This window comes from Methylobacterium isbiliense (genome assembly GCF_022179325.1).
In the GTDB taxonomy this organism is placed as follows: Bacteria; Pseudomonadota; Alphaproteobacteria; order Rhizobiales; family Beijerinckiaceae; genus Methylobacterium; species Methylobacterium isbiliense.
Genome location: NZ_BPQQ01000081.1, coordinates 30,425 through 52,139 on the forward strand (window position 1 = coordinate 30,425; position 21,715 = coordinate 52,139).

Genomic DNA, 21,715 nt, shown 5'->3' on the forward strand with positions numbered 1-21,715 from the left:
TCCGAGAACGGGAGTGCACCGGCTGATGGCTGAGAGTTCGCCCGAACTGAAGGCCTTCCTGGTCGAGACACCGTTCTTCGGTGGCCTGTCGGACGCGAGCCTCGATCTCCTGATCGCCATGCTGGTCGAACGCCGCTTCGAGGCCGGCGCCGTCATCATCGCGGAGGGAGAGCCGGGGCGCTCGATGTACATCGTGCACTCCGGAGCGCTTGCGGTGAGCAAGCGCGGAGCGTCCGGGCGCGTCATCGATCTGAACCGCCTCGGACCCGGTGACTTCTTCGGCGAGATGACGCTCATCGCGGTGCAGAACCGCTCGGCCACCCTGGTGGCGGAAGGCCCGGTCATCCTGTACGAGCTCACGGCTCGCAACCTCTACACGTATTACAAGACCGATATTCACGCCTACGTCATGGTGCTGCAGAACATCAACCGCGAGCTGTGCCGTCGTCTCCGCCAAGCCGATATCCGCATCGCCGAACTGGTCAACACGGCCGGCGGCGCGCGTGCATCGTGAGCGCCGGCGCGACAAGCGGAGCGGTCGCGGCCCGCCGATGTGCTCCGTCACACCGTCCGATCGATCCGTCTGCGTAAGCTCTCCCGACCTGCGGAGTGGCTGAGATGAGCGATGACGTTCGGCTGAGATGGGCCTCGTTGGCCTTCGCGGTCCTGTGGACGGGGGGAATGCTGTGGTGGTCGGCCCCGCTCGATGCGGTCGCCGTCGTCATCTGGCTGGCGGCCGGCGCGGTGGCGGGCTGTCTCTGGTACGGGCTGATGAGCCGATGGCAGCGTTGGTCTGGCGGTCCCCGGAAAAATTCGTGATCACGTCGGGCTCGGCGAGCCCGTGCTCTGGCGGTTGCGGCGCGTGTCCCGCCGAAGACGGCCCGTCCTTTCTCCAATCCGAGCCCATGACGGCCGCGGAACTGGAGATGTGAAAGTCGAGGCGGAACAGGACGAGGCCGGTCTCGTTCGTGACCTCCATGCTCCAGTCCTCGCCGAGCTTCACCTGCCGGGCGGTGTCGGCGATGATGGTTCCGGCGCGGCGAACGGCCTCGACCTGCGCCTCGCGCCAGTCGGACAGCTCCGTGCCCTGCGTATCCGGATAATCGGCGCCGTCGTGGATGCGGAAGAAGAAGCGAGGCATGCGCCTGTCCAGCTTGGGAGGCGGGAGCGGGAACGCTCTCACTTGCGGGCATGCCCAGGGGTTGTGACCCGTAATTCCTCTCAGGAATGCGCGTGTGCGGCTCAAGCCGCCCTAACATGGATTAACGCCGCCTCGTAAAACGGCCGCTGGTCCCCGCCGCACAGGCATTCGGACGGACGTCGCGCCGCCGCGGCGCAGGGCAGGGGCGCTTCGCGCTGGCGCGGCGCGAACCAGGAAGGGGGGCGCACCGCTCCGGCCGGTCCGTGCTCCCTGGCGATGCGCGAGGGGAGGGGGCTTCGGGCAGGGACGCAGGCGAGCCCTCCCCGGCCAAGGGCCGCACCGCCTGCACCCTCAGGCGGGCAGGAACCCGGTCTCAGCCCACGCCCGTGGGGCCATCGAGGATCCGCCGCACGCGCCGGGCCAGGTCCATGCGCTTGTAGGGCTTGTTGATGACCTCGTACTCGGTGCCGCCCGCATCCGTGCGCTCCAGCGAGGCCTCCGCGTAGCCCGTGGTCAGCAGCACCTTGATCTTCGGCTGGCGCTCGCGTGCCGCGCGGGCGAGCATCACCCCGTTCATGCCGCCGGGCATGATCAGGTCGGTGAACAGCAGGTCGATGCGCGCCTCCCCGTCCAGCACTGCGAGCGCGGCCTTCGGGCCGTCGACCACCGTGACCCTGTAGCCGAAATCCTCCAGGATGATGCCTGCCGTCGCCGCCACGTCCGGCCGGTCGTCGACGACCAGCACCGACTCAGTCCCGTGCCGGTCCGCGGCCCGCGGCGGCGCCTTGCGGTCGTCCTCCAGCTTCGACTCGCTCGCCGGGAACAGAAGCCGCACCGTGGTGCCCCGGCCGATGCCGGACGAGATCCTGACCGCCCCACCGGACTGCTTGGCGAAGCCGTAGACCATCGCGAGGCCGAGCCCCGTCCCCTTGCCCTCGTCCTTCGTGGTGAAGAACGGTTCCATCACCCGCGCCAGGACCTCGGGCGCCATGCCGGTGCCGGTATCCATCACCGACACGACCGCGTAGGCGCCGGGGCTCACCATTCGGGAGAGCGCCGCGTCCTCGTTCGCGATCAGGAGGTTCTCGGTCTTCACCGTCACCGTGCCCCCGCCCGGCATGGCGTCGCGCGCATTGAGGAGCACGTTGAGCAGCGCCACCTCCGCCTGGGTCGGGTCGATGCGCGTGTTCCAGAGCTCCGGGGCGAGGTCCTGGTTCAGCACCACGTGGTCCCCGAGCGTCCGCTCGGCCATCTCGCTCATGCCCTGGACGAGGCCGTTGAGATTGAGGAGCCGGCCCTCCAGCCGCTGCTTGCGCGAGAAGGCGAGAAGCTGATGCGTCAGCTTGGCGGCCCGGTCGCCGGCCTCGCGCACCGCCTCGCCGGCGCGGCGCATGCGCCCGACATCGAGGGTGGGATGGTCGAGCAGCGCGAGCATCACCTCGTTGTGGCCGCAGATGACCTGCAGCAGGTTGTTGAAGTCGTGCGCGATGCCGCCGGTGAGCTGGCCGAGGCTCTCCATCTTCTGCGCTTGGTGCAGGCTTTCCTCGGCGTCGCGGCGGCGGGAGACGTCGAGCTGCGAGCCGAAGAAATAGACGAGGTCGCCCTGACGGTTGAACACCGGACTGACGAACAGGGCGTTCCAGAACGTGGAGCCGTCCTTGCGGTAGTTCAGGATCTCGGTGGCGAATTCCCGCTGGTCGGCGATCGCGGCGCGCACCTCGGCGACGGTGTCGCGGTCGGTCTCCCGTCCCTGCAGGAAGCGGCAATTGTGCCCGATCAATTCGTCGCGCTCGTAGCCCGTCATGCGGATGAAGGCGCGGTTGGCGAAGATGATCGGGTTGTCGGGCTGGTGGGGGTCGATGACGATCATCGGCATGCGGGTTGTCTCGACCGCCGCGAAGAAGATGTCGTGATGAACGTCCTCGACCCCGGACGGTCCGCTTCCGGTCACGGGCGTCGGCGGTCCCGATGCTTTGGGCTTCTCCGGTGACGACGGCATCGGCGGCAGGCTCCCCCTGGTCCAGGCGGGAAATGCCTCGAACCGCAAAAAATCGAGCCCAATTGAATATAGGCCAGCCGGGTTCTGTTCCCACCCTCCGGCGCCAAGCCCTATGTCGCAGCGGCTTGGCGGCACCGGTGGGCCGGTCGCGCCGTTGTATCGAATTCATCAGGATCCTGCCCTGGCTTTGCAGGACGCCGCCCGCGTCCGGCCGTCAACGGCCGCCCGCTGAACGGAGACGTTCCGACCCTGCGAGCGTCGTCCGGGACGACGCCGTCAGGCCGCGTTCTCCGCCGGCAGATCGAACGCCTTGGCCGAGGCGGTCCGCGCCAGGGTCGCGAGCAGATCCGTCTGCGTGATGACGCCGAGCACCGTGCGGTCGGCGGAGGTGACGAAGATCGCGTGGGTCCGCCCGTCCGTCAGCGCGGGGACCAGGCCGACGGCCGGGTCATCGACGGCCGCCGTCCTCGCCTCGGACATCACCTCGGCGATGCGGCCCGCGTCCCGGAGCGCCAAGTCCCGCAAGCCGAGCGTCCCCACGAGCCGGCCGGCCGCATCGACCACCGGCAGGGTCCTGATGTTGTGGGCCAGGAGAAGCGTGCGCGCCCGCTCGGAACCGTCGTCGAGGCCGATCGTGATCAGATCGCGCGACATGACCTCCCCGCAGGTCAGACCGCCCTGCGTGCGCACGAGAGCCTGCATCTCGACCTGGCGCAGAAGCCTGTCGAGGTCGGACCGGTCGATATCCAGCGTCTCGCCCAGCGTGACGAGCGCCGCATCGACGTCCTCCGGCCTGAACCCGACCCGGAGCGGAGCCGGGAGGTCGGCGGTCCCGTGCGTGTTGGAGGCGACCGCCACCGGCACATGGGGGTAGTTGCGGCGTGCGATCTTGTGGAAGGTGATCCCGAGGGCCACGAGGATCACGGAGTTGATGCAGACGGGAAACAGCGGGAACAGGAAGCCGGCGGAGGTGACGGCGGGCCCGCCGATCAGGGCCGTCAGGGCGGCCGCTCCGCCCGGCGGGTGAAGGGACCGGGTGAGCGACATCGCCGCGATGGCGAGCGAGACGCCGACCCCGATGGCCACCACCGGATCCGCGATGAGATGCGCCGCCAGGACCCCCATGAAGGCGGAGATCGTGTTGCCGCCGATCACCGGCCAGGGTTGGGCAAGCGGACTGGCGGGCACCACGAAGATCAGCACCGCCGATGCGCCCATAGGGGCCACGATGAGCGGGATGTGCGGGCCTTCTCCGAACACCAGACCGCAGATCAGGCCGGTGAGCGTGATGCCGATCAGGGCGCCCACGCAGGCGATCAGGCGCTCCCGAAGCGTGGCACCGGCCAGGATCGGCCTGAAGAGGCGGAAGCCCGGAGCGCGGCTGCTTCGCTGCGGTGACGTGATCGACTTGGGCATGCGACGGCTATCCCAATGTTGCCGGATATCGCTCTGGGGCGGGATGGACGACGGAGTCCTGCGCCTAGCGCCAGGATGGTCTGCCGGGAGCCGTACCGCTGGCGCGGATCGGCGTGCTGGCTCGCCTGCCGATGGCGATCGGTGCTGGCATTCGACCTCCCCTTCAAAGATACATGCTTGGCGCACCTTCTAGCGGATGGGGCGCTGAAGTGCAAATCTGGTATGCAGTATGCCTAACAGGCAGGCAAAGCGCGAGCGATCCGGGGTCCGGTCCGCCGCGCTCCATGCGACCGCCGAAGTGTCGCGTCCTGGTCCGATCTTTGCACGGCTTGGCACGCGGCGACGCTCACGCCGCGTGGCGATCATCGCGGTTGCGGCGATGCAGGCTGGAAGCAGATCGGACGATGATGCCAACGCGCACGCGCAACGACACATTCACGGCAAAGTCGATCGGCTTCGCCGATGCGATGATTTTCAATATTCTGATTATCGTCCTGATCTACGCGGTGGCCGTGCTGGGTTCGCAGCTCATGCTCCTGCATGACCGTGGCGTCTGGGTCGGTTCGGCCTGCGATCTCCACGCGGCCATCACCAGGACGCGGTCGTGCTTCACGTATCTGTCGGTGCGCGACGGCCTCGGCGGCGTGGTCCGGTACGCGGCCACCGAGATCGACGCCTCGCTGGCCTTATGGTCCATGGTCGTCGTTCTGGCTGCCCTGAAGCGGGCGGTTGCATTCCGGTCGGGCGGTTTGGGTCGGAGCGATGCTCCGCCCTCGTTCAAGCCGGCCATCGCCCTGAAGCCCTGACGAGGAGGCGGCCGCTCCTCACGCCCGGACCGGCTCTCCCCGCTGCAGCACCTCGATGCGGACGTTGTCCGGCCCGTCGAAGAAGGCGATGCGCAGTCCGGGCCGCACGTCGGTGATCCCGGAGACGAGGCGGATGCCGCGGGCCTGCAGGTCGGCGACCGTGGCCTCGATGTCGTTCACCCGCAGGCCGATATGCTCGATGCCGAGGTTGGGCGGCATGGCCGCGGGGCCGGTCGCCTCGGGCGCCTGCTCGATGAACAGGGCGAGACCCCCGAGATCGAGCATGATGCGGCTGACCGTGGGGGCGCCGTCCCGGCCGGTCTCGCGGGCGCCGAGCACCTCGACATAGAAGCGCGCGGCCGCCACGGCATCGCGGCTGCGCAGATGGAGGTGGTCACAGCGATAAGTCATGCGGAGCATCCCGGTCGGGCGGCGTGAGCCTGCCACGGTAGGCACCTGCACCGAAAAAGCGACCGGGAATCCTGTGGAGCAGTGCGGAGGTGCGCCCCCGCGTCGTAGCGGCCCGCGGTTTCGCCCGCGCAGCAACGGCGTGCCGCAACCGCAGCCGCGCAGGTCATCGCCCGAATGCCGGCATGCGGCCGGTGTGCCGGACGGAAGGAGGCGCAGCAGCGGCCGAAGAGAGGGCGAGGAACCCGATCTGTCCCGGCGATCTGCCCTTGTGCCCCGCTCCGTCGCACCGCCGGATCAACGCGTCCCGACCGGACCTGACGCAGGGATCCGCCGCGCCTTCATCACGGCCCGTACGCCGGGCAGGCATTCGGGCGGGCGTCCCGCGCCCGACGATTGAGCCCTGCTTGCCCGGTTCGGCCTCGTGCTGCGCCGCATCATGGCAGGCCCCCTCCGGATGCCCCGGCGGCGAGCCGGATTGCACCGACAGCTTCGGATTTTCTCAAATATAGGATCACGTTCGATCAGTGTGTTGAGTGGAAATTCGTACTTACAAACTATAATTATTACAAGAAGCAAACATATCGCTTGCATCACTATCAGTATTGCGGACAAGCAAGGTCATTAAGCGCGGCAGCTCTGGTCGACCCACGGTGAACCGCCTTGTGCCATGCGAGTCTGATCATGCCGAATGCCGCTCCGTCCTGTCCGCCGCACCGCCGCGGCCCTGATCGCAAGCGGGTCGGGCGGGCGGCCGCGGCGGGCCTGCTGCTCGGCTGCGGCAGCATCCTGGCGGCGGCGGCGCAGGAAGCCGGGGAGGTCGCCCTCGACACCATCGATGTCGAGGGTGTCGGCCCGCGGCGGAACGCGGCCGGGACGGCGCCCGGGGGGCCGCGCGGTCCGGTGCCGGGTTACGTCGCCTCCCGCAGCGTGGTGGGCACGAAGACGGACACGCCGATCCTCGAGACGGCCCAGTCGATCTCGGTTATCGGCCGCGAGCAGATCGAGGACCAGAACGCCCTCACGATCAACCAGGCCCTGCGCTACACGCCGAGCGTCACCACCGAGCAGCGGGGCGGGGCCGGCTCGACGCGCCTCGAACAATTCTCGATCCGCGGCTTCACGGCCCCGCTCTATCTCGACGGCATGGCCCTGCCCGGCAGCCGCGACGCTGGTCCCTCCATCGACCCGTTCCGGCTGGAGCGCATCGACATCATCAAGGGCCCGGCCTCCGTCCTGTACGGACAGGCCGGCCCCGGCGGCATCGTCAATCTCGTCTCCAAGGTCCCGCGCTTTCTCCAGCACGGCGAGGTCTTCGTGCAGGGGGGCGGGTTCAGCGAGGTGCGCAGCGGCTTCGACATCGGCGGTCCCGTGCCGACCGACGTGCCCGGAACCGAGCAGTTCGCCTACCGGGTGATCGGGCTCGGCTGGAACGGCGACGGGCCGGCGGTGACCACCAAGGTCGAGCGCGCCTTCATCGCCCCGAGCATCACCTGGCGGCCCTCGGCCGACACCTCGCTCACGGTGCTCGGGCTGTACCAGCGCGACCCGTTCTCAGGATTCTACGGCGGCTTCCCGGCGGTGGGCACGCTGTTTCCGCGCAACTTCGGCAGCGGCCGCACCGGCTTCCTGCCGGTCGACTTCTACGACGGCGACCGCAACTTCGAGCAGTCGGACCGCACGCAGGCCTCCGTCACCTACCTGTTCGACCACCGCTTCAGCGACAGCCTGCGGTTCCACTCGGCCGGGCGCTACCTGAGCACAGACGGGCAGTACCGCAGCGTCTACAGCGCCTTCGAGGCCAGCAACGGACCCTTCGCCAGCGGGCCCCTGCTCAACCGCTCGCGCATCGCCACCGACGTGGCGATCGACGCCTCCACCATCGACAACTATTTCGAGGCCAAGTTCGACACCGGCTTCTTCGCCCACACGGCCCTTCTCGGCGTCGACCATCGCACGATCCGCACGCGCACCCTGTCGGGGCCGTTTCCGTCGGCCCCGGCCCTCAACGTGCTGTTTCCCAACTACGACATGATGATCCCGGTGCCGCCCTTCACCACGGAGGCCCGCATCACCGCCGAGCAGACCGGCGTCTACCTCCAGGACCAGATCAAGTTCGACCGCCTCGTCCTCACCCTCGGCGGGCGCTACGACGTGGCGCGCCAGAAGGGGCCGACGACCACGCTGGCAAACGGCGCCGTGGCGTTCCAGAACGTGCCGGCGGACGCCATGACCTACCGGGCGAGCCTGCTCTACCTCTTCGACAACGGCATTGCGCCCTACGTCTCCTACAGCGAGGCGTTCGAGCCGATCGTCAACGGCCGCATCTTCGACCCGGCCTTCGGGACGACGGGACGCATCCCCGACCCGATCACCAGCCGGCAATACGAGGCCGGCATCAAGGTCCAGCCGCCCGGCACCGACATCCTGCTCACCGCGGCGGCCTTCGACATCAAGCAGGCCAACCGGCTGACGCCGGATCCGGCCAACCGCGGCTTCAGCCTGCAGACGGGCGAAGTCGGGGTGCAGGGCGTCGAATTCGAGGCGCGCGCCAGCCTCGCCGAGGGACTGAACCTGATCGGCGGCTTCTCGCTCCTGGACATCCGCAACACCGGGGGTGCCGGCACCACCGTCAGCGCGCTCACCAACCAGGAGGTGCCGCTGCTCGGCCGCCGTCCTGTCCAGGTCCCCGACACCACCGCCTCGCTCTTTCTCGACTACACCTTCCAGTCGGGTCCGCTCCTCGGCCTCAACATCGGCGGCGGCGTGCGCTATCTTGGCTCGTCCTGGGGCGACCCGGCCAACACCTTCAAGGTGCCGGAGAGCCTTCTCGTCGACGCCCTGGTGCGCTACGACCTCAAGCATCTCGACCCGCGACTCACCGGCTTCGACCTCCAGCTCAACGCCCAGAACCTGCTCGACGAGCGCTACGTGACCGGCTGCTTCGACTACGCGAGCTGCTTCTACGGGCTGCCGCGCACCGTCTACGCGACGCTGCGCTACCGCTGGTAGGACGTGGCCATGACGCTACGGCCCTCCGCCCTGGCGGATCGTCTCGGGCGTGCCGCCGTCCTGGGGCGGATCGTGCTCGCCGCGGGCGGCGGCTACGCGATCGCGGCGCTCGCCACGGCGCTCCTGTCGCTGGTGCTGCCGCTGCCGCGGTCGGAGGCGGTCACGGCCGCGACGCTGGCGAGCTTCGCGATCATGATCGCGGTGGTGGTGGTCGTGTTCGCCGCGCGCAGCCTCGGGCGGGCGCTCGCCGCGATCGCCATCGCAACCCTCCTTCTCGGCGGCGCCCTCTGGCTCGTCGCCGGCCCGCTCACTCCGGTGGTTCCGACATGAGACACGGCTTCCGCCAGAGCATGGCTTGGCTCCACACGTGGTCGGGCCTCATCGTCGGCTGGGTGCTGTTCGCCGTGTTCGTCACCGGCACGGCCAGCTACTACCGGGCCGAGATCTCGCGCTGGATGCAGCCCGAGTTGCGGCGCGAGGCGACGATCGGGCCGGACGCGCTCGCCCGCGCGGCCGAACTCGGCGTCGCCCACCTGCAGCAGCACGCCGCCGGGGCGCGGACGTGGTTCATCGCGCTGCCGCAGCCGGACCGGCCGCTGATCGACCTGTTCTGGCGCACGAAGCCCGGCACCCCGCCGGGCCGGGCCGTGCTCGACGCCCGCACGGGCGAGCCCGCCGCCCTGCGCGAGACGAGGGGCGGCGACTTCTTCTACCGCTTCCATTTCGAGCTGCACCTGCCCCCGCTCTGGGGCCGCTGGATCGTCGGCATCTGCGCGATGATCATGCTGGTGGCCCTGGTGAGCGGCGTCGTCACCCATCGGCGCATCTTCGCCGATTTCTTCACCCTGCGCCGGGACAAGGCGGCGCAGCGCGGCTGGCTCGACGCGCACAACGTCACCGGCGTGCTGGCGCTGCCGTTCCACCTGATGATCACCTACACGGGCGTCGTCACGCTCGCGCTGATATACATGCCCTGGGGCGTCACGGTCGCCTACAAGGGCGACCAGCAGGCCTTCTTCGCCGAATCAGGCCAGATCACGCAGCCGCGCCCGGCGGCCGGGCGCCCCGGCGCGCTGGTCCCGGTCGGGCCGATGGTGCGCGAGGCCCTGGCGACCATCCCCGAGCCGCTCGAAAGGCTGACGATCAGCCACCCGCGCGACGCGCACGCCACCGTGGTGGCGGTGTTCGAGGAGCCGCACGGCCTCTCGCACGAGCATCCCCAGATCGCCTTCGACGGCACGAGCGGCGCGGTCCTCGAAGTGCGCCGGGGCGGGCTCCAGCCGGCCGCCAAGACCTTCACCACGATGGTGGGCCTGCACGAAGCCCATTTCGCCGGGCCCGGCTTGCGGCTCCTGTTCTTCCTCTGCGGGCTGATGGGCAGCGCGATGGTGGCGACCGGGCTCGTGCTCTGGACGGTGGCGCGCCTGCCCAAGGAGGGTCGGGCGCCCGGGCTCGGCTGGCGCCTCGTCCACGCCCTCAACGTCGGCACCGTCGCGGGCCTGCCGGCGGCGGTGGCCATGATGCTGCTCGCCAACCGCCTCCTGCCCGCCGGCCTCGCCGGGCGGGCGGAGTGGGAGGTGTGGGCCTTCTTCGGCACCTGGCTCGCCGTGACGCTGGTTGCCCTGGTCCCGGCGCCGCGCCGGGCCTGGAGCGGGGCGATGGCGTTCGCGGCGATCCTCTTCCTCGCGGTCGCGGTCGCGGACGGGCTGACGACCCGCGCGCTCTGGGACGATCCCGCGTGGTTCCTGGCCTTCGACGCGGCGATGCTGGCCCTGGCGGCGGCCTGCGCGCTCGTCGCGCGCAAGGTCACCCGCTACGTCGCCCCCGCGCGCGGGCGGCGAAGCCCGGCCGAGGGCCGGCCGATGCCGGCGGCCCAGGCCCGCACGGCGCTCCAGCCCGTCCCGGCCGGGCGCGAGGAGGCCGGGCGGCGGTTCGAGCGCGCATGACGCCCCTCGTCCTCGCCCTGAATCTCGGCCTCAGTTTCCTGGGGCTCACCGCGCTCTGCGTCAGCCTGCCCCGGCATCACGGCGCCGTCTCCGCGGCCGTCCTGGCGCTGCGGCGCGTCGTGCTGCTGCGGCTGGCCGGCTGGACGCTCATCGCCCTCTCGCTCCTGGCCGCCGCCGCCCTCGACGGCTGGAACTTCGGGCCGGTGCAATGGCTCGGATCCCTGATCGGCGCCGGCCTCATGCTGATCGTCGCCCTGTCCTACGATCCGGGCGCCATCCGCTGGCTGGTCCTCGCCTCGGTCCTGGGGCTCGTCGCCGCACCGGCGGCCCTGCTCCTCGATCCGTCCTGGCGGACCGAGAGCCCCGAGGCCGGCGAGGAGGTGCCGGCGCCCCGGCACGGCGGGCGCTGACGTCCCGGCAGGTTGCCGTGGAGGCCCGGGCGGCCCACCCTTGCGCGCAACGACCCTGCGAGGAGTGATGCCGATGGACGATTCCGTGGCCCTGGCGCGCGATCTGGTGCGCTTCGACACGATCAGCCCGCCCGGCACGGAGGAGGCCTGCGCGGCGCATCTCGCGGCCCTCCTGCGCGAGGCGGGCCTCGCGGTCGCCGAGCACGCCTTCGCCCCCGGCCGCGTGAGCCTGATCGCCCGGCTCGCGGGCACCGACGCGGCGCTGGCGCCCCTGGTGTTCACCGGCCATCTCGACACGGTGCCGCTCGGCAGCGCGCCCTGGTCCGTCGATCCCCGCGGCGAGATCCGCGACGGACGGCTCTACGGGCGCGGCGCCTCCGACATGAAGGCCGGGGTCGCCGCCTTCGTGGCGGCGGTGACCGATCGGGCGCGCGCCGCCCCGGCGCCGGCCCGCGGCATCACCCTGGTCCTGACGGCCGGCGAGGAGACCGGTTGCCGCGGCGCGGCCGACCTCGCCCGGCAGGGCCTCATGGGCGAGGCGAGCGGGCTCGTGGTGGCCGAGCCGACCGCCAACCGCCTCGCCCTCGCCCACAAGGGCGCGCTGCACCTGCGGGGGCGCACCCGCGGGGCGACGGCGCACGGATCGATGCCCGACCTCGGCGACAACGCGGTGCTCAAGGCGACGCGGGCCGTGGAAGCCCTGCGCGGCTTCGCGATCGAGCGGCCCGCCCATCCGCTGCTCGGCACGCCGACGCTCGCCGTGACGAGCCTGCACGGCGGCGAGGCCGTGAACGTCATCCCGGACAGCTGCACCCTCACCCTCGACCTGCGCACGCTGCCGGGCCAGGACCACGCCGCCACGCTCGCGCGGCTGCAGGAGGCGATGGGGCCGGAGGTCGCGCTCGATCCGCCGCTCGCCGACCTGCCGGCCGTCGGCACCGACCCCTCTGATCCGTTCGCGACCGCCGTGGCCCGCATCGTGCGGGAGGTCGTGCCCGGCGCGGGCCAGGTGATCGGGATGCCGTACTTCACCGACGGGTCGGTGCTGCAGGGGGCGCTCGGCGGCTGCCCGACCGTGATCCTCGGCCCGGGCGAGCCGGGCCAAGCGCATCAGACCGACGAGTGGTGCGCGACCGATGCCATCGCGACCGCCCACCGGATCTACGCCGCACTGATCCGGGACTGGTGCCGCTGAGCCGCCGCGCGGCATCGCTCCGGCCGCGTGCCGGTCGACGCACACCCTTCTCCTGACCTGCCGGGGACCCTGATGCCTTCGACCTCGACCCCGGCCGACGTCGCCGTGATCGGCCTCGGCGCGATGGGCAGCGCGGCGCTCTACCAGCTCGCCCGGCAAGGCCTCCGCGCCGTCGGCATCGACCGCTTCGCGCCGCCCCACGCGCTGGGATCGAGCCACGGCGAGAGCCGCATCACCCGCCAGGGCGTCGGCGAGGGCGCCGCCTACGGACCGTTCGCGGTGGCGGCGCACCGGATCTGGCGCGCGCTGGAGGAGGCGACCGGGGAGACCCTGCTCAGCGCCTGCGGCCTCCTGGTGATGCGGTCGGGCGACAGCGACGCCATCCATCACGGGCAGCCCGACTTCGTCGACCGGTCGATCGCCAGCGCCCGGGCCTGCGCCGTCCCGCACGAGGTGCTGGACGGCGCCGCGATCGCCCGGCGCTTTCCCCAGTTCCTTGGGCTCACCGGTGCGGAGCGGGCCTATTTCGAGCCGGGCGGCGGCTACGTCCGGCCGGAGGCCTGCATCGCCGCGCAGCTGCGCCGGGCCGTCGCGCTCGGAGCGGCGATCCGCTCAGGCGAGGCGGTCCGGGCGATCGTGCCCGAGGCGGGGGCCGTGCGGATCGAGACCGAGACGGAGACGATCCGGGCCGAGCGTGCGGTGGTGGCGGCCGGGGCCTGGACCGCGCCGCTCCTCGGGGCACCGTTCGACCGGCTGCTCACGGTTCGCCGCCAGGTGCTGCACTGGTTCGCCCTCGACGACGCCTCCGCCTACGGCCCGACTGCGCCGGCCTTCATCTGGATGCACGGGCCGCACGCCGCCGACTATCTCTACGGCTTCCCGCCGATGCCGGGCGAGCGCCGCCTCAAGCTCGCGACCGAGCAGTACCGCACCGCGACGCAGGCCGACACGGCCATGCGGGCGGTGGCGCCCGAGGAAGCGCAGGAGTTCCACCGCGCCCACGTGCAGGGGCGCCTCGCCGGCGTGACGGCGCGGGCCGTGGAGGCCGCGGCCTGCCTCTACACGATCACGCCCGATCACCACTTCATCATCGACGAGCACCCGGACTCGGAGCGCATCCTCGTCGTCTCGGCCTGCTCCGGCCACGGCTTCAAGCATTCCGCCGGAGTCGGCGCGGCGGTCGCCGAGCGGATCGCCACCGGCCGCTCCGCGATCGATCTCGCGCCCTTCCGCCTCGCGCGCTTCGCCGTGTGATGCCAAAGGCCCAGGATGCTGACGCATCGCTCTCGATCCCGGGCAAGCCCGGGATCGACGGGGCCGTTGAGGCATCCCGATTGGTCGATGCCGAATCCGAGATTCGACGAAGAATCCAGAACCGAACCAGCAGTCATTGGAAACGACCGCTGGTAAGGGAAACCCGGCCGGCGCAAGCATCCGGACACGACAGGGGTGTCCGTCCGCGATGAACGGCCCTCAATCCCGCTCCTGCACGGCGCGCAGCACGAACACCCGCACCGCCGAGGACAGGTTCTGCTCGCCCCGCCCGGCATCGATCTGGCCGACCAGCGCCTGCACCGAGAGGCCGCGGCCGGCCGCGATCTCCCGCAGGGCGTCCCAGAACGGCGTCTCCAGGGACACGCTCGTGCGATGGCCGGCGATCATCAGCGACCGCTTCAGGACGCCGCCGGCCGCACGGGTCATTCGGAGCGGTCGGGGCCTTCGAGGCGGTGGCCCTCGTGGCGGGACACCTCGATGGCCCGGCGGGCTTCCGCCAGGGTCTTGGCCTTCTTCGGCGCCCCGAAGGCGACCCTGTTCTCGGCCGCCTCGGCGGCCTTCAGGACCCGGGCCTTCGCCTTGCGGGCCTGACGCAGATTGATGATGTCGGCCATGCGGCTACTCCGCGCTGGGGGCAAGCATCGTCTCGGGACGCACCACCGCGTCGAACTGCTCGGCCGTGACGTAGCCGAGCCGCAGCGCCTCTTCCTTGAGGGTGGTGCCGTTCTTGTGGGCGGTCTTGGCGATCTCGGCGGCCTTGTCGTAGCCGATCGTCGGGGCGAGCGCGGTGACCAGCATCAGCGAGCGGCTCATCAGGTCGGCGATGCGGTCGTGGTTCGGCGTGATGCCGACCACGCAATTGTCCGCGAAGCTCACCGCCGCGTCGGCGATCAGCCGCACCGATTGCAGCACCGCGTTGGCGATCACCGGCTTGAACACGTTGAGTTCGAAATGGCCCTGGCTGCCGGCGACCGACACGGTGGTGCCGTTGCCGATCACCTGGGCGCAGACCATCGTCATCGCCTCGGCCTGGGTCGGGTTGACCTTGCCGGGCATGATCGAGGAGCCGGGCTCGTTCTCGGGCAGCGAGATCTCGCCGAGACCCGAGCGAGGCCCCGAGCCCATCAGCCGGATGTCGTTGGCGATCTTGAACAGGCCGCTCGCGAGGCTGGTGAGCGCCCCTTGCGCGAACACGAGGGCGTCGTGGGTCGCCAGCGCCTCGAACTTGTTGTCGGCCGAGGTGAAGGGCAGGCCGGTCAGCTCCGCCACCTTGGCGGCGAAGCGCTCGGCGAATTCGGGATGGGCGTTGAGGCCGGTGCCCACCGCGGTCCCGCCCTGCGCCAGCGCCAGGACGCCCGGCAGGGTCGCGCCGATCCGCGCGCCGCCGAGCGCGATCTGCGTCGCATAGCCGGAGAATTCCTGGCCGAGCGTGACCGGCGTCGCGTCCTGGAGATGCGTGCGGCCGATCTTGACGATGCCCTCGAACTCCCTGGCCTTGGCGTCCAGCGCCCCGTGCAGGTGGTGGAGCGCCGGCATCAGCCGGCCGTTGATCTCGCGCGCCACCGCGATGTGCATCGCGGTCGGGAAGACGTCGTTCGAGGATTGGCCGCGGTTGACGTGGTCGTTGGGGTGCACCGGCGACTTGCCGCCCCGCTTGCCGCCGAGGCGCTCGTTGGCGAGGCTCGCAATCACCTCGTTGGCGTTCATGTTCGACTGCGTGCCCGAGCCGGTCTGCCAGACCACCAGCGGAAACTCGCCGTCGTGCCGGCCCTCGACCACCTCCGCGGCCGCGGCCGCGACGGCGTCCGCGACGCGCGGCTCCAGCACGCCGAGGTCGCGGTTCACCAGGGCGGCCGCCTGCTTCACGAGGCCGAGCGCGTGCACCAGCGGCGCGGGCATGCGCTCGGTGCCGATGCGGAAGTTCTGGATCGAGCGCTGCGTCTGCGCGCCCCAGTAGCGGTCCGCCGGGACCTCGATCGGGCCGAACGTGTCGGATTCCGTGCGGGTGGGCGTCTCGGTGGGCGACATCATGGCCTCTTTGGCGGGTCGGAACCGCGCCTACTTAAGGCAAAGAGCGGCATTGTGCGATGCCGGATCGGCGCCAGCGTGCGTCGCGCATCACAGGAGCCCCATTCTGTCAGACGCCGCGATCCTCCCCGGCGGCAGCCGGTCCCCGTTCCGCCCGGCGGTGCCGCGCCCGCGCACCGAGCCGATGGACCTGTTCGCCTTCCTGCGCGCGGCCCGGGCCAACCCGCTGACCACGTGGTTCCGCGAGCATTTCGAGCACCCGATCGTGGCCGGCGACGGGGCGCTCGGCCGCGTGACGGTGGTGAGCGATCCCGCCGCCATCCGGCACATCCTCGTCGACAACGCCGCCAACTACCGCAAGGACGACCTGCAGCGCCGGGTGCTCGCCCCGGGCCTGGGCAACGGGCTCCTCACCGCGGAGGGTGAGGAATGGCGCCTGCAGCGGCGCACGCTCGCCCCGATTTTTTCGCCCCGCCACGTGGCGGGCTTCCAGGCCCCGATGGGCGAGGCGGCCGAGCGCCTTGCCCGCCGAGTGGCGCGGCGCGACGGCCAGAGCGTGGACGTGGCGCTGGAGATGACCCGCGTCACCCTGGACGTGCTGGAGCGGACGATCTTCACCCACGGCCTGCCGCGCGATCCCGACGCGCTCGGGCGCGCCATCACCCGCTACTTCGAGGCGATCGGCCCCATCGATCCCCTCGACGTGTTCGGAATGCCCGACTGGGTGCCGCGGATCGGCCGCATCCGGGCGCGGCCGGCCCTGCGCTTCTTCGCCGAGGTGGTGGACGAGCTGATCGAGCGCCGCCGCGCGCTGCTGGCCGCCGGCGAGGCGCCGCACGACCTGATGACCCTGCTCCTGCGGGCGCAGGACCCGGAGACCGGCCAGGGCCTCTCGGATCTCGAAGTGAAGGCGAACATCGTCACCTTCATCGGCGCGGGCCACGAGACCACCGCCAACGCGCTCACCTGGACGCTCTACTGCCTGTCGCAGGACGAGGAGGCCCGCGGGCGGGCCGAGGCCGAGATCGACGGGGCCTTCGCGCAAAGCGGCGCGATGCCGCCCGCCGAGGCCTTTCCGTTCACCCGGGCGGCGCTGGAGGAGGCGATCCGGCTGTTTCCGCCGGTGCCGTTCTTGAGCCGGCAGGCGCTGGCCGAGGACCGGCTCGGGCGCATCAAGATCCCGCGCGGCTCCCTCGTCACGGTCGCGCCCTACGTGCTCCACCGACACCGCCGGCTGTGGCAGGACCCGGACGCCTTCCTGCCCGAACGGTTCCTGCCCGAGAACCGCGCCCGCATCGACCGCTTCGCCTACCTGCCGTTCGGGGCGGGGCCGCGGGTGTGCATCGGCCTGAGCTTCTCGCTGATGGAGGCGACGCTGGTTCTGGCCCACCTGCTCCATCGCGTCCGCCTCGACCGCTCGCCGGAGGCCGGCCCGGTGGTGCCCCTGCACCGGGTGACGCTGCGCCCGCGCGATGGGCTGCGCATGCGCGTGACGGCGCGGGGGTGAAGCGGGGGGCCGGTTGCGGGCTGCGCGGCTATGACGATTGAGGCGCGTCGGGATCGCCTCTGCCGAGTGGTCCAGTGGCTGCACACTTCGGCACGTGCGCATCGCCTCTCCCCGCTCGCGGGGAGAGGAGAACCCCGCGCCTTCTCTCGCGAGGTGTGTTGTAGATGCGAGCGCGCGGGAGAGAGGATCCCGCGCCGGCCCCTACCGCCGCGTCCGGTCGAGCCCCGCCCGGCGCAGCGCGTCGGCGAGCGCGCCGTCCGCCGCCGGCCGCGGCTCCGGCTTCGGCATCCGCGGCGCGGGCTCGCGCCGGCCGCCGTCGCGCTCGCGCGGGCCGGCCTGATCGTCGAGCCGCATTGAGAGCGAGATGCGCTTGCGCGGCACGTCCACGTCCATCACCTTGACGCGCACCACGTCGCCCGGCTTCACGACCGTCCGCGGGTCCTTCACGAAGCTGTTGGCCAGCGCCGAGATGTGGACGAGCCCGTCCTGGTGCACGCCGACATCCACGAAGGCCCCGAAGGCGGCGACGTTCGTCACCACGCCCTCCAGCACCATGCCGGGCTTGAGGTCGCCGATCGTCTCGACGCCCTCCTGGAAGGTCGCCGTGCGGAAGGTCGGGCGCGGATCGCGGCCGGGCTTCTCCAGTTCGGCGATGATGTCGGTGACGGTGGGCAGCCCGAAGGTCGCGTCCGTAAAGGTCCTGGGGTCGAGGCTGCGCAGCAGCTTGGCGTTGCCGATCACGCCCGTGATGTCGCTCTTCGTCGCCTGCAGGATGCGGCGCACCACCGGATAGGCCTCGGGATGGACGCCCGAGGCGTCGAGCGGGTCCTCGCCCCCGGTGATGCGCAGGAAGCCCGCCGAGAGCTCGAACGCCTTCGGCCCGAGCCCCGCCACCTTCTTGAGCCCGCCGCGGCTGCGGAACGGCCCGTTCGCGTCGCGGTGGCCGACCACGTTCTGCGCCACCCGCTCCGAGAGGCCCGAGACGCGCGCCAGGAGCGGCGCGGAGGCCGTGTTGACGTCGACCCCGACGCCGTTGACGCAATCCTCCACCACCGCGTCGAGGGAGCGCGACAGCTTCCCCTCCGCGAGGTCGTGCTGGTACTGGCCGACGCCGATCGAGCGCGGCTCGATCTTCACGAGTTCGGCGAGCGGGTCCTGCAGCCGCCTGGCGATCGAGACCGCCCCGCGCAGCGACACGTCGAGATCGGGCAGTTCCTGGCTGGCATAGGCCGAGGCCGAGTAGACGGAGGCGCCGGCCTCCGAGACCATCACCTTGGTGAGCTTCAGCTCGGGGTGCTTGGCCGCGAGTTCCGCCGCCAGCCGGTCGGTCTCCCGCGAGGCGGTGCCGTTGCCGATCGACACCAGCTCCACCGCGTGCGCCCGGCACAGGCGCGCCAGGGTGGCGAGCGCGCGGTCCCAGTCGCGGCGCGGCTCGTGCGGGTAGATCGTGTCGGTGGCCACCACCTTGCCGGTGGCGTCCACCACCGCGACCTTCACGCCCGTGCGGTAGCCGGGGTCGAGCCCGAGCGTCGGGCGGGCGCCCGCGGGCGCCGCCAGCAGCAGGTCGCGCAGGTTGCCGGCGAAGACCCGCACGGCCTCCGTCTCGGCCGCCTCCCACAGGCGCGCCCGCAGGTCGAGTTCCACCGACAGCCGCAGCTTCGTGCGCCATGCCCAGCGCACCGTCTCGGCGAGCCAGCGGTCGCCCGGCCGGCCGGCGTCGCGCAGGCCGAAGCGCAGCGCGATGCGCCCCTCGTAGAGGTTCGGCGCGCCGGGTTCCGCATTCGCCGGGTTCTCGTCGAGGCGCAGGTCCAGCACCTCCTCCTTCTCGCCCCGGAACAGCGCCAGCACACGGTGCGAGGGCAGGCGCGTCAGCGGCTCGGAGAAGTCGAAATAGTCGGAAAACTTGGCGCCCGCCTCGGCCTTGCCGGCGCGGACCGACGAGACGAGGCGGCCCCGGCTCCAGAAGGATTCGCGCAGGGTGCCCACCAGCTCCGCATCCTCCGCGAAGCGCTCGACCAGGATCGCGCGGGCGCCCTCCAGCGCCGCCTCCGGGGTCGCGACGCCCTTGTCGGCATCCACGTAGGCCGCGGCCGCCTCCAGGGGCGTGCGGGAGGGATCGGACAGCAGCGCCTCGGCCAGCGGCCCGAGGCCGGCCTCGCGGGCGATCTGCGCCTTGGTGCGGCGCCTGGGCTTGTAGGGCAGGTAGAGGTCTTCGAGCCGCGCCTTGGTGTCGGCGGCGAGGAGCTGCCCGCGCAAGGCATCGTCGAGCTTGCCCTGCGCCTCCACGCTGTCGAGGATCGCCCGGCGGCGCTCCTCCAGCTCGCGCAGGTAGCGCAGGCGCTCCTCCAGGGTGCGCAGCTGCGCATCGTCGAGCGTGCCGGTCGCCTCCTTGCGGTAGCGGGCGATGAACGGGACGGTCGAGCCGCCGTCCAGGAGGTCCACCGCCGCCTTGACCTGCCACTCCTGCGCGCCGAGTTCGGCCGCGATGCGCTGGTTGATGCTCTGCATGCCTCGATCCTGGCCCCGTGCGAGCCGGATCGGGACTGCAGCCCCGGTGCCTCAGCCCCGCCGGACGCCCCTGACCCGCTCGCGGTGGGCGGTGTAGAGGCCGCTCGCGGCGATCACAAGGACGCCGATCCCGACATAGAGGTCCGGCACCGTGCCGAACGCCGCCGCGCCGATCAGGGCCGCCCAGACGATCTGGCTGTAGGAGAACGGCACCAGCGTCGAGGCCGGGGCGTGCCGGTACGCGATGGTGACGATCCAGTGCCCGGTGGTCGAGATCAGGCCGATCGCCGCGCCGATCGCCACCTCCTTCAGGCTCGGCGCCGTCCAGACGCTCGGCACGAGGCAGGAGAGCAGCACGAAGCCGACGAGCGCCGACCACGTCATGGTGACCTGCGGCGCGTCGTAGCCGTTGATCTTGCGCGTCGCCACGAGCGCCAGCGCCCAGAACAGCGCCGAGGCGACCGGCAGCAGGGCCGTGGCCTGGAACGCGCTCGTGCCGGGGCGCAGGATGATCAGCACGCCGACGAGACCGACGAGCGCGGCGATCCAGCGCCGCCGGCCCACGCTCTCGCCGAGGAAGGGGATCGACAGGGCGGTGACGAAGATCGGCGAGACGAAGCTGATCGCGGTCGCCTCCGCCACCGGCAGGGTGCGCAGGCCCGCCAGGAACAGCAGCGCCGAGCCGACGAGCGCCACCCCCCGCAGCAGCTGAAGCCCGGGCCGCGCGCTGCGGAAGGGCGTGCGCCCGCGCCGCGTCGCCGCGCCGAGGGCGGCGGCCACCAACATCACGGCCAGGAAGCCGCTGTAGCGCAGCCACGCGATCTCGATCGCCGGCAGGGAGCCCGCGAGGTACTTGGCGGTCGCGTCCGAGGTCGAGAGGAAGACCGTCGAGAGCACGACGAGGCCGATGCCGCGCAGCGGCTGGTCCGCCCCGAGAGCGAGGGCGGAACGCGCCGGCAGGGCGGCGGGAAGCGAAGGGGCGAGCGAGGCCACGGAAGATCGCCGAAGACGAGAGGGACCCGCTCAACTTAGCACTGCTGGCCCGAGCGGAGCCGTGACGATCCTGCGCCGCGGCCATGCGGTGCGCTCAGCCCTGGTTAAGGCAGATTTCACGCAAATCTGCCCGGATGCGGCGGCGAGAGGGCACGCCGCCGCGGCGCGGCGTCAGCCCGCCTGCTCGAGGATCCGGATCGACAGGTCCGGCAGTCCCTCGATCCGTCCGAGCAGCACGTCGCCCGGCACCACCGGCCCGACATTCTCCGGCGTTCCCGAATAGATGATGTCGCCCGGCTTCAGCTCGAACGCCTCGGACAGGTTCGCGATCTGCTCGGCCACCGACCAGATCATGTTCGACAGGTCGGAATCCTGCTTCACCTGCCCGTTCACTTGGAGTTGGATGCGCCCCTTGGCGAGGTGGCCGACCGCCTCGACCGGATGGATCGGGCCGATCGGGGCGGAATGGTCGAAGCTCTTGCCGATCTCCCAGGGCTTCTTCTGGTCGCCCATGCCGCGCTGGAGGTCGCGCCGGGTCATGTCGAGGCCCACCGCGTAGCCGTAGACGTGGTCGAGCGCCCGCTCCTTGGCGATCCGGCGGCCCCCCGTCTTCAGCACCGCCACGAGTTCGAGTTCGTAATGGTAGTTCTTGGTGAGCGTCGGATAGGGGTGGTCGCCCACCGTGCCGACCGGCACCACCTGCACGGCGTCGGCCGGCTTCTGGAAGAAGAAGGGCGGTTCGCGGGTGGGGTCGGACCCCATCTCGCGCGCATGGGCCGCGTAGTTGCGGCCGATGCAGTAGATCCGGCGCACCGGAAAGACCTGGTCGCTGCCGACCACCGGCACGACCGACTGGGCCACCGGAAACAGCGTCTTGGGCAGAGCCGTCGTCTGGGCGGCGGCCGGCATCGCCGCCGCGGTCAGGCTTCCGGCCGCGGCCGCGAGTGCGGTCCGCCGATCAAGGGTGCGCATGAACTGGACTCCGAGCCGTCGATCCTGCGGGATATACGGCGAGCGTTCGGGAGACGGCCAGTCCGAAGTCCTGTTCATCCGGTCCGGGTGTCTCAGGCC

The 21,715-nt window shown here is 71.3% G+C and carries 19 protein-coding genes; 9 read left to right on the top strand and 10 right to left on the bottom strand.

Translation table 11 applies throughout. The features are described 5' to 3' along the window. Positions 1 to 25 precede the first annotated feature (25 nt). On the top strand, positions 26 to 514 hold the full coding sequence (locus MFF61_RS27680) for a cyclic nucleotide-binding domain-containing protein (RefSeq protein WP_238240933.1): 489 nt from the start codon (positions 26 to 28) through the stop codon (positions 512 to 514). 207 nt (positions 515 to 721) lie between these two features. On the opposite strand, the gene MFF61_RS27685 is transcribed toward MFF61_RS27680, so the two are convergent. The 3 genes from MFF61_RS27685 to MFF61_RS27695 form a co-directional block, all read right to left on the bottom strand. Next, positions 722 to 1,141: a DUF6894 family protein gene (locus MFF61_RS27685; RefSeq protein ID WP_238240913.1), complete on the bottom strand. Its 420-nt coding sequence runs from the start codon at positions 1,139 to 1,141 to the stop codon at positions 722 to 724. Between the two features lie 373 nt (positions 1,142 to 1,514). Beyond that, positions 1,515 to 3,140 carry a hybrid sensor histidine kinase/response regulator gene (locus MFF61_RS27690; RefSeq protein ID WP_238240914.1) on the bottom strand — a complete coding sequence of 542 codons (1,626 nt, stop codon included), beginning with the start codon at positions 3,138 to 3,140 and terminating at the stop codon, positions 1,515 to 1,517. A gap of 276 nt (positions 3,141 to 3,416) precedes the next feature. Continuing rightward, a complete protein-coding gene (locus MFF61_RS27695) occupies positions 3,417 to 4,556 on the bottom strand; it encodes an HPP family protein (protein ID WP_238240915.1) in 1,140 nt (379 codons plus the stop codon). Between the two features lie 404 nt (positions 4,557 to 4,960). Between MFF61_RS27695 and MFF61_RS27700 the strand changes: the two genes are divergently transcribed. Further along, complete coding sequence (locus MFF61_RS27700) at positions 4,961 to 5,362, top strand: hypothetical protein (RefSeq protein ID WP_238240916.1); 402 nt, start codon at positions 4,961 to 4,963, stop codon at positions 5,360 to 5,362. An 18-nt stretch (positions 5,363 to 5,380) separates the two neighbouring features. On the opposite strand, the gene MFF61_RS27705 is transcribed toward MFF61_RS27700, so the two are convergent. Continuing rightward, positions 5,381 to 5,773: a VOC family protein gene (locus MFF61_RS27705; protein WP_238240917.1), complete on the bottom strand. Its 393-nt coding sequence runs from the start codon at positions 5,771 to 5,773 to the stop codon at positions 5,381 to 5,383. Positions 5,774 to 6,454: 681 nt separating this feature from the next. On the opposite strand from MFF61_RS27705, the gene MFF61_RS27710 reads away from it, so the two are divergent. From MFF61_RS27710 to solA, 6 genes are all read left to right on the top strand, one after another. After that, a complete protein-coding gene (locus MFF61_RS27710) occupies positions 6,455 to 8,782 on the top strand; it encodes a TonB-dependent siderophore receptor (RefSeq protein WP_238240918.1) in 2,328 nt (775 codons plus the stop codon). 9 nt (positions 8,783 to 8,791) lie between these two features. Continuing rightward, positions 8,792 to 9,112 carry an iron transporter gene (locus tag MFF61_RS27715; RefSeq protein ID WP_238240919.1) on the top strand — a complete coding sequence of 107 codons (321 nt, stop codon included), beginning with the start codon at positions 8,792 to 8,794 and terminating at the stop codon, positions 9,110 to 9,112. Continuing rightward, positions 9,109 to 10,728 (top strand): PepSY-associated TM helix domain-containing protein, encoded by a 1,620-nt coding sequence (locus MFF61_RS27720; protein ID WP_238240920.1) that lies wholly within the window; start codon positions 9,109 to 9,111, stop codon positions 10,726 to 10,728. The genes MFF61_RS27715 and MFF61_RS27720 overlap by 4 nt, the downstream gene beginning before the upstream one ends. Further along, positions 10,725 to 11,138 (top strand): DUF3325 domain-containing protein, encoded by a 414-nt coding sequence (locus MFF61_RS27725; RefSeq protein ID WP_238240921.1) that lies wholly within the window; start codon positions 10,725 to 10,727, stop codon positions 11,136 to 11,138. The genes MFF61_RS27720 and MFF61_RS27725 overlap by 4 nt, the downstream gene beginning before the upstream one ends. 73 nt (positions 11,139 to 11,211) lie before the next feature. Further along, the gene (locus MFF61_RS27730; protein WP_238240922.1) at positions 11,212 to 12,333 is read left to right on the top strand and encodes a M20 family metallopeptidase; all 1,122 of its coding nucleotides are present in this window, start codon (positions 11,212 to 11,214) and stop codon (positions 12,331 to 12,333) included. 72 nt (positions 12,334 to 12,405) lie between these two features. Beyond that, complete coding sequence (solA, locus tag MFF61_RS27735; protein ID WP_238240923.1) at positions 12,406 to 13,587, top strand: N-methyl-L-tryptophan oxidase; 1,182 nt, start codon at positions 12,406 to 12,408, stop codon at positions 13,585 to 13,587. A gap of 219 nt (positions 13,588 to 13,806) precedes the next feature. Here the strand turns inward: solA and MFF61_RS27740 are convergent, their stop codons facing one another. From MFF61_RS27740 to fumC, 3 genes are read right to left on the bottom strand one after another with little or no spacing between them, the layout of a single operon-like run. Next, a complete protein-coding gene (locus MFF61_RS27740) occupies positions 13,807 to 14,034 on the bottom strand; it encodes a ribbon-helix-helix domain-containing protein (RefSeq protein WP_238240924.1) in 228 nt (75 codons plus the stop codon). Beyond that, the gene (locus MFF61_RS27745) at positions 14,031 to 14,222 is read right to left on the bottom strand and encodes a DUF4169 family protein (protein WP_238240925.1); all 192 of its coding nucleotides are present in this window, start codon (positions 14,220 to 14,222) and stop codon (positions 14,031 to 14,033) included. The genes MFF61_RS27740 and MFF61_RS27745 overlap by 4 nt, the downstream gene beginning before the upstream one ends. Positions 14,223 to 14,226: 4 nt before the next feature. Beyond that, the gene (gene fumC, locus MFF61_RS27750; RefSeq protein WP_238240926.1) at positions 14,227 to 15,636 is read right to left on the bottom strand and encodes a class II fumarate hydratase; all 1,410 of its coding nucleotides are present in this window, start codon (positions 15,634 to 15,636) and stop codon (positions 14,227 to 14,229) included. 184 nt (positions 15,637 to 15,820) lie between these two features. Here fumC and MFF61_RS27755 point away from each other — a divergent pair, with 184 nt between their 5' ends. Beyond that, entirely contained in the window at positions 15,821 to 17,143 is a 1,323-nt protein-coding gene (locus MFF61_RS27755) for a cytochrome P450 (RefSeq protein WP_238240927.1), read from the top strand. A gap of 201 nt (positions 17,144 to 17,344) precedes the next feature. Here the strand turns inward: MFF61_RS27755 and MFF61_RS27760 are convergent, their stop codons facing one another. The 3 genes from MFF61_RS27760 to MFF61_RS27770 all read right to left on the bottom strand — a co-directional run bounded on the left by MFF61_RS27760 (position 17,345) and on the right by MFF61_RS27770 (position 21,616). Continuing rightward, complete coding sequence (locus MFF61_RS27760; RefSeq protein ID WP_238240928.1) at positions 17,345 to 19,651, bottom strand: Tex family protein; 2,307 nt, start codon at positions 19,649 to 19,651, stop codon at positions 17,345 to 17,347. Positions 19,652 to 19,702: 51 nt separating this feature from the next. Beyond that, the gene (locus tag MFF61_RS27765; RefSeq protein WP_238240929.1) at positions 19,703 to 20,644 is read right to left on the bottom strand and encodes a DMT family transporter; all 942 of its coding nucleotides are present in this window, start codon (positions 20,642 to 20,644) and stop codon (positions 19,703 to 19,705) included. Between the two features lie 171 nt (positions 20,645 to 20,815). Further along, positions 20,816 to 21,616 (bottom strand): fumarylacetoacetate hydrolase family protein, encoded by an 801-nt coding sequence (locus MFF61_RS27770; protein WP_238240930.1) that lies wholly within the window; start codon positions 21,614 to 21,616, stop codon positions 20,816 to 20,818. Between the last annotated feature and the right edge of the window lie 99 nt (positions 21,617 to 21,715).